Source organism: Stenotrophomonas indicatrix (genome assembly GCF_002750975.1).
In the GTDB taxonomy this organism is placed as follows: domain Bacteria; phylum Pseudomonadota; class Gammaproteobacteria; order Xanthomonadales; family Xanthomonadaceae; genus Stenotrophomonas; species Stenotrophomonas indicatrix.
Genome location: NZ_PEJS01000001.1, coordinates 2,063,898 through 2,076,746, shown reverse-complemented (window position 1 = coordinate 2,076,746; position 12,849 = coordinate 2,063,898). Strand labels below are relative to the sequence as shown.

General features: G+C 65.5%; 13 protein-coding genes. 5 read left to right on the top strand and 8 right to left on the bottom strand.

Going from position 1 to position 12,849, the window contains the following annotated elements; all coding sequences use genetic code 11:
* Positions 1 to 53: 53 nt before the first annotated feature.
* Positions 54 to 470, top strand: a complete 417-nt coding sequence (locus CR918_RS09635; RefSeq protein WP_099842612.1) for a baeRF12 domain-containing protein — start codon at positions 54 to 56, stop codon at positions 468 to 470.
* A 5-nt stretch (positions 471 to 475) separates the two neighbouring features.
* Positions 476 to 799, top strand: a complete 324-nt coding sequence (locus CR918_RS09630; RefSeq protein ID WP_099842610.1) for a thioredoxin family protein — start codon at positions 476 to 478, stop codon at positions 797 to 799.
* 98 nt (positions 800 to 897) lie between these two features.
* Here the strand turns inward: CR918_RS09630 and CR918_RS09625 are convergent, their stop codons facing one another.
* A complete protein-coding gene (locus CR918_RS09625) occupies positions 898 to 1,146 on the bottom strand; it encodes a hypothetical protein (protein ID WP_099842608.1) in 249 nt (82 codons plus the stop codon).
* Positions 1,147 to 1,571: 425 nt separating this feature from the next.
* Positions 1,572 to 3,074, bottom strand: a complete 1,503-nt coding sequence (locus tag CR918_RS21305) for an autotransporter family protein (protein WP_243379047.1) — start codon at positions 3,072 to 3,074, stop codon at positions 1,572 to 1,574.
* Between the two features lie 553 nt (positions 3,075 to 3,627).
* Between CR918_RS21305 and CR918_RS21300 the strand changes: the two genes are divergently transcribed.
* Together CR918_RS21300 and CR918_RS09615 are read left to right on the top strand one after the other, a co-directional pair.
* Positions 3,628 to 3,945 (top strand): hypothetical protein, encoded by a 318-nt coding sequence (locus CR918_RS21300; RefSeq protein WP_243379045.1) that lies wholly within the window; start codon positions 3,628 to 3,630, stop codon positions 3,943 to 3,945.
* Positions 3,946 to 4,310: 365 nt separating this feature from the next.
* A complete protein-coding gene (locus tag CR918_RS09615; protein ID WP_099842604.1) occupies positions 4,311 to 6,662 on the top strand; it encodes a GH92 family glycosyl hydrolase in 2,352 nt (783 codons plus the stop codon).
* Positions 6,663 to 6,928: 266 nt separating this feature from the next.
* Here the strand turns inward: CR918_RS09615 and CR918_RS09610 are convergent, their stop codons facing one another.
* Positions 6,929 to 7,672: an SDR family oxidoreductase gene (locus CR918_RS09610; protein WP_099842602.1), complete on the bottom strand. Its 744-nt coding sequence runs from the start codon at positions 7,670 to 7,672 to the stop codon at positions 6,929 to 6,931.
* A 106-nt stretch (positions 7,673 to 7,778) separates the two neighbouring features.
* Here CR918_RS09610 and CR918_RS09605 point away from each other — a divergent pair, with 106 nt between their 5' ends.
* Positions 7,779 to 8,672, top strand: a complete 894-nt coding sequence (locus tag CR918_RS09605) for a LysR family transcriptional regulator (protein ID WP_099784311.1) — start codon at positions 7,779 to 7,781, stop codon at positions 8,670 to 8,672.
* Between the two features lie 14 nt (positions 8,673 to 8,686).
* Here the strand turns inward: CR918_RS09605 and CR918_RS09600 are convergent, their stop codons facing one another.
* The 5 genes from CR918_RS09600 to dkgB are packed head-to-tail and all read right to left on the bottom strand — an operon-like array spanning position 8,687 to position 12,743.
* Entirely contained in the window at positions 8,687 to 9,688 is a 1,002-nt protein-coding gene (locus tag CR918_RS09600) for an aldo/keto reductase (RefSeq protein ID WP_080148655.1), read from the bottom strand.
* A 24-nt stretch (positions 9,689 to 9,712) separates the two neighbouring features.
* Positions 9,713 to 10,042 (bottom strand): MoaF-related domain-containing protein, encoded by a 330-nt coding sequence (locus CR918_RS09595; protein WP_099784309.1) that lies wholly within the window; start codon positions 10,040 to 10,042, stop codon positions 9,713 to 9,715.
* A complete protein-coding gene (locus CR918_RS09590; RefSeq protein ID WP_099784307.1) occupies positions 10,039 to 10,977 on the bottom strand; it encodes a cyclase family protein in 939 nt (312 codons plus the stop codon). Before CR918_RS09590 ends, CR918_RS09595 begins: the two co-directional genes overlap by 4 nt.
* 19 nt (positions 10,978 to 10,996) lie before the next feature.
* Positions 10,997 to 11,926 carry a TIGR03571 family LLM class oxidoreductase gene (locus CR918_RS09585; protein WP_099842600.1) on the bottom strand — a complete coding sequence of 310 codons (930 nt, stop codon included), beginning with the start codon at positions 11,924 to 11,926 and terminating at the stop codon, positions 10,997 to 10,999.
* A gap of 13 nt (positions 11,927 to 11,939) precedes the next feature.
* A complete protein-coding gene (gene dkgB / locus CR918_RS09580; protein WP_099784303.1) occupies positions 11,940 to 12,743 on the bottom strand; it encodes a 2,5-didehydrogluconate reductase DkgB in 804 nt (267 codons plus the stop codon).
* Positions 12,744 to 12,849: the final 106 nt, after the last annotated feature.

Genomic DNA, 12,849 nt, shown 5'->3' with positions numbered 1-12,849 from the left:
TCGCTCACGCCACGGCTTTTACGGTGGTCACGAACCAACGCAAGGAGTAACGCATGACCCGTCGCATTCCCGAAGGCACCCTGGTTATCGTCGCCGATGGTGGCTCGGCCCGCGTGTTCACCAACGTCGGCAACGAGCACAAGCTCACCCTGAAACAGGAAGGCGAGCTGCGCCTGCAGGACATCAGCGAACAGGGTGCGTCCGGTCAGGGGCCATCCGGTGCGGTGCCCAAGGACATGTCGATCTCGCAGCTCAACGAGGCGACCTTCGCCAAGCAGGTGGCCGAGCAGCTCAATGAAGACGCGCTCAACAACCGTTATGCGCATCTGGTGCTGATTGCCGATCCCACCACGCTGGGCCGCATCCGTCCGTTGCTGCACAAGGAGACGCAGGCGCGCTTGCTTGCCGACATCGCCAAGGATCTTACCAACGCGCCGCTGGAGGACATCCAGCGCACGCTGCAGGCGTAACCGGTATGTCGTTCATGCGTGATCATTTGGCAGCCGAGCCGGCCCGCGCGAAGGTGGATGCGCAGGCCGGTTGGCTGTTGCTGGAATTCGGTGCACCCTGGTGCGGCCACTGCCAGGCTGCACAACCGGTATTGCAGGCCTTCGTCGAGGCACATGATCTGCCGCACTGGAAGGTCGAAGACGGCAAGGGCAAGCCACTGGGCCGCTCGTTCCAGGTGAAGCTGTGGCCCACTGTGATCCTGTTGCGTGATGGCACGGAAGTGGCGCGCGTGGTGCGGCCTGTGGATGCGGCAGATCTGGCCACACTTGAAGGCGCGCTGCCGGATTGACCGGCTCCTGTAGAGCCGAGCTCATGCTCGGCTTGCTCCGTCACCAACCGTAGTGCTCGATCACACCAGAGTCGAGCATGGGCTCGGCTCTACACGCGTCAATGCAGTGTCACCTGCACATGCTGCTCGCGCAGTTCATGCAGCAACCGCCGACCATGCTGGCTCAGCGCCATCATCGCAACCGTGATCTTCTGCAGGTTGTAGCCCGGGCGCAGATGCGCCTGTGGGTCTTCCGGTTCGTTCTCGCCGATCATCATCGCCATGCCCTCGGCGGTGTTCAGGGCGTGCTCGATGCGGAAGAACAGGGATTCCATTTCCGGGGTCAGGATGGGCGGTTCATGCGACATGCGATGGCTCCTTGAAGGACGTGGCCACCGGAAGGGTGGCGGGCGGTGCGGGGTTGGAACTTCGGCTGAGCTTTGGGAAAAGCCGGAGGGCCATGCGGCCGCCGCGCACCGCCCGCCGCAGTCACGGCAAGCAGCTCCCAAAGCTCATTTCGGGGTTCCACACCCGGCAGCGGCGTTAGCGCTGCGCGGACATCCTGCACACGCCAGCCAGCGCAGTTCCAGTAGATTTTTCATGCCGAGATTTCTCCAACTGAAGCGCGGGGATCCGCATGTCGCCCGCGGCCGAACCAACGGCCTGATAGCGACGCAACACGGCGCGCCATGCACGTTTCACAAGGTCGAGCGCGCTCGCAGGTGCAAACGAAAAAACAGGAAGGGCAGCCCCGCATGCGTGCCGGGGCTGCCCTCACAAGGCCAGAAACGCCTTACCAGTTGTAGCTCATGCCCACCTGCACGCTGGTCTGGTGATAGCCGCTGGCGTTCTGCAGCGACAGCCCACCCCACGCGCCGATGCCGTTGGCGAATTTCAGCGACGCACCGCCACTGAATTCACCGCGGTTGCGCGGCACCCGCACATCCACCACCTCGTCATTCATGCGTACCTGCGAGTTGTCGCGGGCGTGCAGCCAGTTGGCCGCGAGGTACGGCTGCACTTCGGCCACGCCGTTGCCCCAGCGGGTGACCCCGGAAAGACGCAGGCCAGCACGGCCGTACATGCCGTTGGCATCGTCGGTGTTCACCACCGTGCCGTTGGCTTCGGTATGGCGGTTGCCATCCCAGCGGTTGTAGCCCACCTGCAGCTGCGGTTCCAGATAGATGCCGCCATTGCTTGCGCCGCCCACGCGGAACGCATACCCCGTCTCGATAGCACCCTGCCAGGCGCGGCTGTCGTAGCGTTCCTCGGCCAGGCCGACGCCCTGCACGCGGTTGCGGAACTGGGCGCGCTGCACCGAGCCATCCACATAGAAGCCGGCATAAGGGTCGCCATCGTTGCCACCGCGCCAGGTGCCGTACAGACCCAGCGCCTCGCCCTTCACCTTGCCACGGGCGTAGTAGTCGGTCAGTTCATTGATGGTCGTACTGCTGGCGTTGCCGGTGGACAGCATCACACCGACGTTGCTGCCCGAATCGTGACGCCACACATCGGCGCCCACTGTCAGCGCCTGATTGTTGCCACGGATGTCCAGCGTCGGGTTGGTGGCGTCCAAGCCGATGCGCGAACCGTCCACGCGAGCCCAGGCGCGCCCGCTGTTCTGGCCGGCGTGGCGGTCGTGGTAACCCAGGCGGAACATGGTCTGGGCGGCGTGCAGGTTGGCCAGGTAGGCGCCGGCTTCGGGGCGCAGCACCGGCTCCAGTTCGGGATCAGGCTCAGGACCCGGACCCGGCCCCGGGCCGGGTCCAACGGCCTGGCACTCGGGCAGGGTGGGGTCGGTCACGCACGGGTCCGGCACGGTCGACAGCGCCGAACGCAGGTACCAGTTGCCATCGGCGCCGGTGCCCTTGTGCAGGAAGTACTCGTACTGGCCACCCACGGCGCGACCGGCCAGATTGAACTGGCCGTTGGACGCACCACCCACCTGGATCAGCTCGATACCCTGGGTGGTCTGCGCACCGGCACCGCCGATATTGTTGACGCGCACGTTCGCGCTGCCGCTGGTGTCGCCGCCGATGATCAGCTTGTCGGTGGCCGCGTTGTCGCCGGCCAGCACGGTGTTGAAGGCGAGCGTGCCGCCGTTGCCGGTGAAGTTGCCGGCAACGTTGAGAGTGTGGAAGGCCGTGCCATCGCCCAGCGCGATCTCGCCGCCGCTGCCCAGCGACAACGTACCGGTGCTGCTGTTGCCGCTCAGCTGCCAGCGCGCATTGTCTACCGCCATCGAGGTGATGTTCTGGGTGCTGCCGAGCAGGGTGGCGTTGTTGGTCACTGCCACGTTCACGGTGCTGCCCGCGGTATTGACAATGTTTCCCGTCAGGCGGGAGTTGTCGATGGAGAGGCCTACGCTGGCAGCAGCTGCGTCCACCCTCAACAACGTACCGTCGCCACCTACAAGCTGAGCACCATTTCGGAACACGAACTGCGTATTGACATCGCCGGTGCTCGGTCGTGGATCAGCTACCAGAATGCCAGGCCCAGTCCGCCCCTCGACGCGCGAAGCATCAATGGTGACAGTTGAGCGCTCGCCCAGCCCTGTGCCGCCCGTATAGCTTTCCTGCGCATATATTCCGTGGGCGTCGCCAATAATCAGGCTTCTATTCTCAGCAAGTAAATCGACACGGCCGAGTAGAACGAGGCCATTTCCTGAGTTCAAGAGCGAGTTGTCTCGCGCTCGACCTTCGACGGTGGTGTTGTTGAGGTTGACGACATTGGTTGGTGTTGAATTGTAGGTTGACACACTCAGGCCCAGGCCAGAGCCTGTAATCCTGCTGCGAGCAATTGAGACGGTCGACCCGGGAAGATTGCTGCCCGAAAGATCAAATTCGCCGATGACCAAGGCCCTCGCACCGCTGTTCTCGATAACGCTGTCCGCCATTGTCAGGGTGCTGGACTGGATCTCGACAATTCGATTTCCTGAATTTCCAAGAATCTCCGCCCCCTGCATGTTGAGCGTAGACAAATTCGTCGCCAGTACGCGAATGGCGGCGCTTCCCGGCGTCATCGTCAGTGTTGCACCGTTGAGCCGCCAATCTTCAGGAGTTTCGCCTGGGTTGGCCGTGCCGCTCTGGCCCGGATTGAGATTTACGATGGCGTGGGCGGGAGCGGCGGAGAAAAGACAGACCGCCAAGGCGGTGGAAAGAGCATGACGAACTACGATCTGCATGACGGAACTCCTGTGGGAATCAAACTTCAGGAAAGAAACCGCATTCACTTCGTCGGCGTGAATGAAACGCCCTGATGGCGTGAAGACAAAGTGATACGGGAGCCTTTTCCTGCCCGAGCGCTACAAGATGTGACGGTGGTCCCATTGCGACCGGGAATGGCGTCAGGGGCTTTGTCGCGCCGTTATGGGCTCGAACTCATTCTGGTGACACACAGGCGGCCGAACCATACAATTAGTTGCATAGGAAATCGGACAACTTTTGTCGCCTTTGGATTCATTCAGCTGCGCCGCAACATGCGGCGCCTGACACCCGGTGCTAGCATCCGGCCATCACCTGAATCGATCCAAATGCCGATGCCCACGCTGGACCGTCGCCTCCTGATCGCCTTCGCCGCCACCGCCATGCTTGCCTCCGGTGCCGCCCTGGCCGCCACGCCGAAAACCGCTGCCGAACGTGCCTATGCGTCGGTCGATCCCTTCATCGGCACCGGCGGTGAGGGGCATACCTACCCCGGCGCGACGGTGCCGTTCGGCATGGTCCAGCTCAGCCCGGACACGCGCATCCAGCCGCGCGAGAAGGCTTACGGCTGGGCGGCGGGCTACCGTTACGACGACAGCAGCATCGTCGGTTTCTCGCACACGCACTTTTCCGGCACCGGTCATTCCGATTTGGGCGATATCCTGCTGATGCCGTTCACCGGCAACCCTGGCCTGGAGCGCGGCGACCCCGAAAAGCCACGCAGCGGTTACGCCTCGCGCTTCCGCCACGATGACGAGAAGGCCGAGCCGGGCTACTACGCGGTCACCCTGGACGACTACAAGGTGCGCGCCGAGCTGACCACCAGCGCACGCGTGGGCGTGCATCGCTACGCCTTCCCCAAGGGCACCGATGCCAAGGTGCTGCTGGACATGCGCACCAGCATGTATGACTACCCGGGCAAGATCCTGTGGTCGCGGGTACGCGTGCGTGGCGATGGCACCATCACCGGCTTCCGCGAGACGCGTGGCTGGGCCGCCGGCCGCCAGCTGTATTTCGCGATGCGCTTCTCGCGGCCGCTGGCCAGCCACGCGCTGCACAACACCGAACAGGACATCGTCTACAAGGGCTTTGCCCCTCCGGGCGAGAAGGACCCGGCGCAGCGCGCGCAGATCGAGGGGCGGCAGCTGGTGGGCACCTTCGACTTCGGCAAGCTGGATGCACCGCTGGTGGTGAAGGTGGCCATTTCGCCGGTCAGCGAGGCGGGCGCCATCGCCAACCTCGATGCCGAAGTGGCCGACTTCGATTTCGACCGTGTGCGCGCGCAGGCGCGGCAGGAATGGACGCAGGCGTTGTCGGTGCTGGATATCGATGCACCCGAACACGCGCGTCGCAGCGCGTACACCGCGCTGTACCACACGATGCTGGGGCCGACGCTGTTCATGGATGCCGACGGCCAGTACCGCGGCGCGGACAATGCCGTGCACAAGGCCCAGGGCTACACGAACTATTCGACGTTCTCGCTGTGGGATACCTACCGGGCGCTGCACCCGCTGCTGACCCTGGTGCAGCCGGAGAAGCGCAACAGCGATTTCGTCAATTCCATGCTGGCCCATCATGAGCACAGCCCTTACGGCATGCTGCCGGTGTGGTCGTTCCATGGCCTGGAAGACTGGTGCATGATCGGCTACCACGCGGTGCCGGTGATCGCCGATGCCTACGTGAAAGGCATTCGTGGCTTCGACGCGGACAAGGCGCTGAAGGCGATGGTGCAGACCGCCAACTACGGCCCTTACGATGGCATCGCCCAGTACCGTGAGCTGGGCTACGTGCCGATCGACGAGGAGGGCGAAGCAGCCAGCAAGACGCTGGAATACGCGTTCGATGACTGGACCATCGCGCGCATGGCGCAGGCGATGGGCAAGACCGATGTGGCCGCAACCTTCGACAAGCGCGCGGGCAACTGGCGCAACGCCTTCGACAAGGACACCGGCTTCATGCGTGCGCGCAAGCGCGATGGCAGCTTCCGTACGCCGTTCGACCCCAGCGCCAGTGGCTACGGCACCGACTACACCGAAGGCAATGCCTGGCAGTACTCATGGTACGTGCCGCAGGATGTGGCCGGCCTTGCCGCAGCGCATGGTGGCAGCGACAAACTGCTGGCGCGCCTGGATGAAGTGTTCAACGCGAAGGTCGATCCGGCCATCTTCGAGCACATGGAAGACATCACCGGCCTGATCGGCTGGTACGCGCATGGCAACGAGCCCAGCCACCACGTGGCCTACCTGTACTCGCATGCCGGCCAGCCGTGGCGCACGCAGGCACGCCTGAAGCAGATCATGGACACGCAGTATGCCGATCGGCCCGATGGCCTGGCCGGCAACGATGACGTGGGCCAGATGTCGGCGTGGTACGTGTTCACCGCGCTGGGTTTCTACCCGGTAGCGCCGGGCTCGGGCGAGTACATCCTCGGCCGCCCGTTCCTGCCGAAGACCGCAATGCGGCTGCCCAACGGCAAGACCTTCACCATCGTGGCCGAAGGGCTGGACGACAAGCACACCTATGTCGGCAGCGTGACCCTCAACGGCACGCCGTTGCAGCGCACGTTCCTGCGCCATGATGAGATCCTGGCCGGTGGCGAGCTGCACTTCACCATGCTGGCCGAACCGAACAAGGACTGGCCGGGGCAGGGCGCGCAGGCACCGTATTCGATGACCCGGTAACACCCACGGTAGCGCCGGGCCATGCCCGGCGGTTGAGGGGTGGCGCCAACCAAGGTTGGCGTCTACCGGAACTGCGCACACCGCATTGAGGCGCCCTTGGTAGATGCCAACCTTGGTTGGCATGCCGCGCGCCCACCAAGGTAGGCGACTACCGATGTGGCGTGATCTGGTAGGTGCCAACCTTGGTTGGCTGCCGCGCGCCCACCAAGGTGGGCGACTACCGATGTGGCGTGATCTGGTAGATGCCAACCTTGGTTGGCATGCTGCTACACCATCCCACCATTGGCCCGCAGCACCTGGCCATTGATCCAGCCGCCATCGGCACCGGCCAGGAACGCCACCGCGCCGGCGATGTCTTCCGGCGTACCCAGCCGCTCCAACGGATTCATCTTCGCCAGCCGATCGACCAGTTCCGGCGACTTCCCGTCCAGGAACAGATCGGTGGCGGTCGGCCCGGGCGCCACCGCGTTCACGGTGATGCCGCGCCCACGCAGTTCCTTGCTGAGAATCGCGCCCATGGTCTCCACCGCGGCCTTGCCGGCGGCATACACGCTGTAGTTTTCCAGCTTGATGCCAACCACGCTGGTGGACAGGGTGACGATGCGGCCACCATCGCGCACGCGCCGCGCGGCCTCGCGCAGCACATTGAATGCACCCTTGAGGTTGATGCCGATCACACGGTCGAACAGGGCATCATCGCTGTCGGCCAGTGCGGCCAGCTGCAGCACGCCGGCACTGTTGACCACCACATCGATGCCACCGAAGCGTGCCTCGATGGCGTCGAACAGCGCGTGCACGGCCTGCGGGTCGGCGACATCGGCCTGCAGGGCGATGACGTGCCCTCCGCTGGCGGTCAATTCGGCAGCCAGTGCTTCGGCCTCATCACGGCGGCCGGCATAGTTGATCACCACGGCATGGCCGTCGGCGGCCAGCCGGCGCGAGATGGCCGCGCCGATGCCACGGGAGCCCCCGGTGACCAGGGCGACAGAGCGGGAAGCAGAGGAGGTCATGGCAGATTCCAGAAGGGCGCGCCGGCATGGCGCACGGCCATCTTCGTCTCTCCGCCGTCGCGGATAATCATGGATAATCCGGAAACATCATCCGGCCATCCGAACAATGGACAGATTCACCGCCCTGCGTGCGTTCGTGCGGATCGTCGAGCGCCGCAGCTTCAGCCGTGCCGCCGAAGACCTGGGGCTGCCGCGGGCCACGGTGACCGACGCGATCAAAGCACTGGAGCAGCGTCTGGGCGTGCGCCTGCTGCACCGGACCACGCGCGTGGTGGTGCCGACGCTGGAAGGCGAGGCCTTCTACGGCCGCTGTCTGCGCCTGATCGCGGACATGGACGATGCCGAAGCTGCGTTCCGTGACGTGCCGCCACGCGGGCCGCTGCGCATCGAGGTGCACGGTACGCTGGGGCGCCACCTGTTGTTTCCGCATCTGCCGGATTTCCTGCAGCGGTACCCGGACATCGAACTGGAGGTCAGCGAGGGCGACCGCTATGTCGACCTGCTGCGCGAGGGGGTGGACGGGGCCATCCGCGTGGGCACCCTGGCCGACAGCGATCTGGCCGCGCGGCGCCTGGCGTTGCTGCGCGAGGTCACGGTGGCGTCGCCCCCTTACGTACAGGCACACGGGCGGCCGGAAAGCATCGCGTCGCTGGCGGCGGGACACCAGATGGTCGGCTACCGTTCCAGCGCCACCGGCCAGCTCATTCCGCTGGAGTTCCAGCAGGGCGGGCAGGTTCGCCACGTGCCGCTGCCGGCACGCGTGCGGGTGTCCGGTGCCGACGCCTTCCTCGGTGCCGCGTTGGCCGGGTTGGGCATCATCCAGGCACCGCGCTACCGGATGGACCCTTACATCGCGCGCGGGCAGTTGCTGGAGCTGTTGCCCGGGATGCCACCCACACCGAGCCCGGTCAGCCTGGTCTATCTGCGCAACCGTACGCCATCGCCGCGGCTGCGGGTGTTCATCGACTGGGTGGCGGCTGTGTTCGAGCACGCAGGCTGACGCCGACCTGCCGCTCAACCCAGGCCGGGCAGCGGCGCATGCGATGACACCAGCTGGCGGTCGCGCAATGCCTGCCAGAACGCGGTGGGAATCGTCGCCCCGGCCAACGCCAGGTTCTCGGCGATGCGCTCGGGACGGCTTGCACCGGGAATCGCCGCTGCCACTGCCGGGTGCGCCAGCGAGAACTGCAGGGCGGCGGCGCGCAGGTCCACCTGGTGTTCTGCCGCAACGTCGCGCAATGCCTGCACGCGGGCCAGCACCTCTGGCGTGGCGGTCTGGTATTCGTAATGCGCGCCGCCGGCAAGGATGCCGGAGTTGTACGGCCCGCCGACCACGATGCCGACGCCACGTGCAACGCTGTCCGGCATCAACCGCTGCAGGGCCTCTTCGTGGTCGAGCAGGGTGTAGCGCCCGGCAATCAGGAAGCCATCCGGGTCGGCCTGCTGCAGCGCCATCTCGCAGGGCTGCACGCGGTTGACGCCCAGACCCCAGGCCTTGATGACACCTTCCTCGCGCAGGCGGGTGAGCGCCACGGCGGCGCCGTCCATCGCCTGCTGGAAGACCTCCTTCCAGGCATCGCCATGGAAGTCACGCGCCGGATCGTGGATCCAGACGATGTCCAGGCGATCGGTACGCAGGCGCTGCAGGCTCTCCTCGATCGCGCGCAGGGTGCCGTCAGCGCTGTAGTCGTAGACGATGCGGTTGGGCAGGCCATGCTCGAACAGGCCGCCTTTCTCACCAAGGTCACGCCGGGTGGTGTCTTCCACCTCGTCCAGCACACGGCGGCCGACCTTGCTGCTCAGTACATAGGCATCACGGTCGTGATGCTGCAGGGCCTCGCCCAGGCGCAGTTCGGCCAGGCCAGCGCCGTACAGCGGTGCGGCGTCGAAGTAGCGGATGCCCTGCTGCCAGGCTGCCTCGACGGTATCCAGCGCCTCCTGCTGGGGAATGTTGCGGTACATGTTGCCCAACGGTGCGGTGCCGAAGCCGATGGGCGAGGGAATGGAAAGTCGCATGGGAATCTCGTGGGGAAGGGACATTCAGTCGTGCGGGGGCAGCGCCTGCAGCGTGCCTTGCATGCGGTGGAAGCGGCCGTCGGTGGCGGTGAACCACGCCAGCGAATGGCCGTGCGGGAAGTCATCGACGTGCACCACGGTGGCACCGTCGGCTTCCTGCCAGGAAATGGCATAGATGCCCTCGGCAACCTGCCGCCACTCGCAGCTGGCTTCGCCGTGGGCACCGGCATAGGTGCCGGAGACGATGGCGTAGTGCACGCGATGGCCATCAGCGCTGTAGCGATTGTCGGCGGCCAGGCCGTCATAGCTGACCCGGAACCGGCGACCGGCAAACATCGGCGGGGCGTCGCTCATCGGATCGCCACCGGGTTGATGTTGACCTGGGTGGAGCCGACGTACAGCGGCTGGCCGAGCACGAACAGGAATTCCCACGCCTTGTCGCGCACCAGCGCGCGGCTGTCGATCAGTTCCAGGTTGTAGATGCCGCGCTTGGCCAGCATGTACTGGTTCACCGGGAACTCGTCGGCGCCGTGCGGATTGGGGTAGACCTCCGAGGCCCAGGTGTCACCGCCGAAGGCGACGATGCCCTGGTCGGCCAGCCACTTCGCCGCGTCCATGCCGATGCCCGGCTCGACCTCCAGGAACTGCGCGTTGTCCTTGCCGATCAGCTCCAGCCAGCCGGTGTTGAACAGCACCACATCGCCCTTGCGCAGGGTCAGGTGCTGCTGCTTCAGCACGGCCTGGATGTCGGCGACGCTGAACTCGGTGCCGCCGGGCACGATGGCCTTGCCGTAGTACGCGGTCATGTCCAGCACCACGCCGCGTGTGACCAGCGGCGGCACCTTCTCCACGCCCAGCCTGCGCACGCCATCGACGCTGACGAAGTCGGCGGCCTTGTTGCCGTTGTAGTAGACGTTGTCGATGCCGATGTGGCCAATGCCGTTGAGCTGGGTGCCGACACCGGTCCAGGCGTTCACCAGTTCATCGTTGAAGGTGAATCTGTTCGGGCCCAATGACTTGCCGGCCTGTTGCCCGACCTGCACGTTGTACAGGCGGAAGCTGCGATGGCGAAAGGCGGGCAGGTTCTTGTCCACCGGTACCGCCAGCGGATACGTCTTGCCGGTCTTCACCAGCGACACCGCCTGCTTGACCACATCGGCGGTGAGCAGGTTGGCCGCGCCGATCTCATCGTTGGCGCCGTATACCGAGGGATACCAGTCCGCAGCGAGAGCGGCGGAGGGCAGCGGGAGCGAGGCCAGTGCAAGCAGGGCCAGGGAGGTGATGTTCATTGCGGGGCTCCAGTGCCGGTCACGCATGCGCTGCGAACTGCGGCAGCACGTACTCGGCGATTTCGTGGAAGGTGTCGGCCAAAGGCCGTTCGTTGCGGCGGAACTGCAGGCCGATGTGATCGACGCCGGCGGCCTGCATCGCTTGCAGTTCGGCCAGCAGCGCATTGCGGCCGCCGCGCAGGCCGAAGCGCCAACGCTGCAGCGGTGCGTCGGCCCGTTCCAGCAGATCTAGGTGGATGAAGCTGGCATAGGGTTTGTTGCCGGCCACCGCGCGCCACGCCGCCACGCGGTGGGCGTGTTCCTGGGGCGTGCCGGGGTAAGCCAGGCAGCCGTCCATATGCGCGCCGATCCAGGCTGGCTGCTGCTGCGCCAGGCCGGCCACCAGCAGCGGCAGCGTCGGACCATCGGCAGGCAGTACTTCCAACCCCTGCGGCAGCCGTGCAGCGGTGCCATCGCGCAGCAGCCCGATCTGCTCGCGGAAGCGCGTGCCACGGGTGTCGAAGTCGCGGCCGAACAGCGGGTACTCCACCGGCCGGTCGCCGCTGGCAACGCCCAGCAGCAGGCGATCGCCACTGAGCTGCTGTACGCTGCGTGCCGACTTCAACGTCAGCAGAGGTTCGCGGATCGGCAGCACCACCGCGCCGGTCCCCAGCAGGATCTCCTCGGTGATGCCGGCCAGGTAGCCGAGATAGGTGAACACTTCGAACACCTGCGCGGCATCGCCGAATGCCGGGTCGTACACCGGCACGTCGCGCACCCACAGCGCACGGAAGCCGAGGCGGTCGGCCAGCCGGGCAAGGTCGGCGTGCTGCTGCAGGTCCGGTTCGCCCGGCAGGCGGCGCGCAATGCGTCGTGCCTGTTCGCCCCGCGGCGTCCAGTCGTTGTCCAGCGGCGCTTCAATGCCAATGCTGAAGCCGCCCGCCTGCAGTCGTGTCAACGCAGTAGCCATCAGCGCGTGCTCCTCAGTCCCAGGCAGGCGCCAGGCCCGGCGGGTCGACTTCGCGGCCGTTGCGTTCAAGTGCGGCGATCGCAGCCATGTCGTCGGCATCCAGCTGCAGCTCGCGGGCAAGCAGGTTGCTGGCCAGGTTTTCGCGCTTGGTCGAGGAAGGAATGACGGCGTAACCCAGCTGCAGCGCCCAGGCCAGTGCGACCTGCGCCACCGTGGCCTGGTGCTTGTCGGCGATGGCGGCCAGCACCGGGTCCTTCAGTACCTTGCCGTAGGCCAGGGTCATGTAGGAGGTCACCGCGATGCCCTCTTGCTGCAGGAAAGCAGTCAATGCCGGGTTCTGCAGATAGGGGCTGAGCTCGATCTGGTTGGTGGCGATCTGGCCCTGGCCAACTACGGCGATGGCCTGGCGGGTCAGTTCGATGTTGAAGTTGGATACGCCGATCTGCCGGGTCAGGCCCAGCGTCTTTGCTTCGGCCAGTGCGGTCATGTACTCGCGCAGCGCGACCGCGCTGCCCGGTGCCGGCCAGTGGATCAGCAGCAGGTCGACATGGTCGGTGCGCAGCTTGGCCAGGCTCTCGCGCAGGCTCGGCAGCAGTCTGTCGGCGGCATGGTTGTCGACCCAGATCTTGGTGGTGATGAACAGTTCGTCGCGCGGTACACCGGATTCGGCGATTGCCTGGCCGACCTCGGCTTCATTGCCGTAGATCTGCGCGGTGTCGATGGCGCGATAGCCGAGCTCGAGGGCGTTGCGCACTGAATCGATGACGGTCTGGCCGGTCAGGCGGAACGTGCCGACGCCAAAGGAAGGAAGGCTCATGGAAACTCCAGCTGGGTAGGGAGCGGTGTGCTCCGATGGGGGCCAGTCTGGTCGCTTTACATTTGCAGATTAAGCCGTGTATACGGGAAATGCTTTTGCGTCGAGG

Excerpts from the sequence above, each read along its gene's own strand:
- CR918_RS09635 (WP_099842612.1), top strand. The coding sequence starts at position 54 with ATGACCCGTCGCATTCCCGAAGGCACCCTGGTTATCGTCGCCGATGGT.
- CR918_RS09630 (WP_099842610.1), top strand. The coding sequence starts at position 476 with ATGTCGTTCATGCGTGATCATTTGGCAGCCGAGCCGGCCCGCGCGAAG.
- CR918_RS09625 (WP_099842608.1), bottom strand. The coding sequence starts at position 1,146 with ATGTCGCATGAACCGCCCATCCTGACCCCGGAAATGGAATCCCTGTTC.
- CR918_RS21300 (WP_243379045.1), top strand. The coding sequence starts at position 3,628 with ATGACCAAGGCCCTCGCACCGCTGTTCTCGATAACGCTGTCCGCCATT.
- CR918_RS09615 (WP_099842604.1), top strand. The coding sequence starts at position 4,311 with ATGCCGATGCCCACGCTGGACCGTCGCCTCCTGATCGCCTTCGCCGCC.
- CR918_RS09610 (WP_099842602.1), bottom strand. The coding sequence starts at position 7,672 with ATGACCTCCTCTGCTTCCCGCTCTGTCGCCCTGGTCACCGGGGGCTCC.
- CR918_RS09605 (WP_099784311.1), top strand. The coding sequence starts at position 7,779 with ATGGACAGATTCACCGCCCTGCGTGCGTTCGTGCGGATCGTCGAGCGC.
- CR918_RS09600 (WP_080148655.1), bottom strand. The coding sequence starts at position 9,688 with ATGCGACTTTCCATTCCCTCGCCCATCGGCTTCGGCACCGCACCGTTG.
- CR918_RS09595 (WP_099784309.1), bottom strand. The coding sequence starts at position 10,042 with ATGAGCGACGCCCCGCCGATGTTTGCCGGTCGCCGGTTCCGGGTCAGC.
- CR918_RS09590 (WP_099784307.1), bottom strand. The coding sequence starts at position 10,977 with ATGAACATCACCTCCCTGGCCCTGCTTGCACTGGCCTCGCTCCCGCTG.
- CR918_RS09585 (WP_099842600.1), bottom strand. The coding sequence starts at position 11,926 with ATGGCTACTGCGTTGACACGACTGCAGGCGGGCGGCTTCAGCATTGGC.
- dkgB (WP_099784303.1), bottom strand. The coding sequence starts at position 12,743 with ATGAGCCTTCCTTCCTTTGGCGTCGGCACGTTCCGCCTGACCGGCCAG.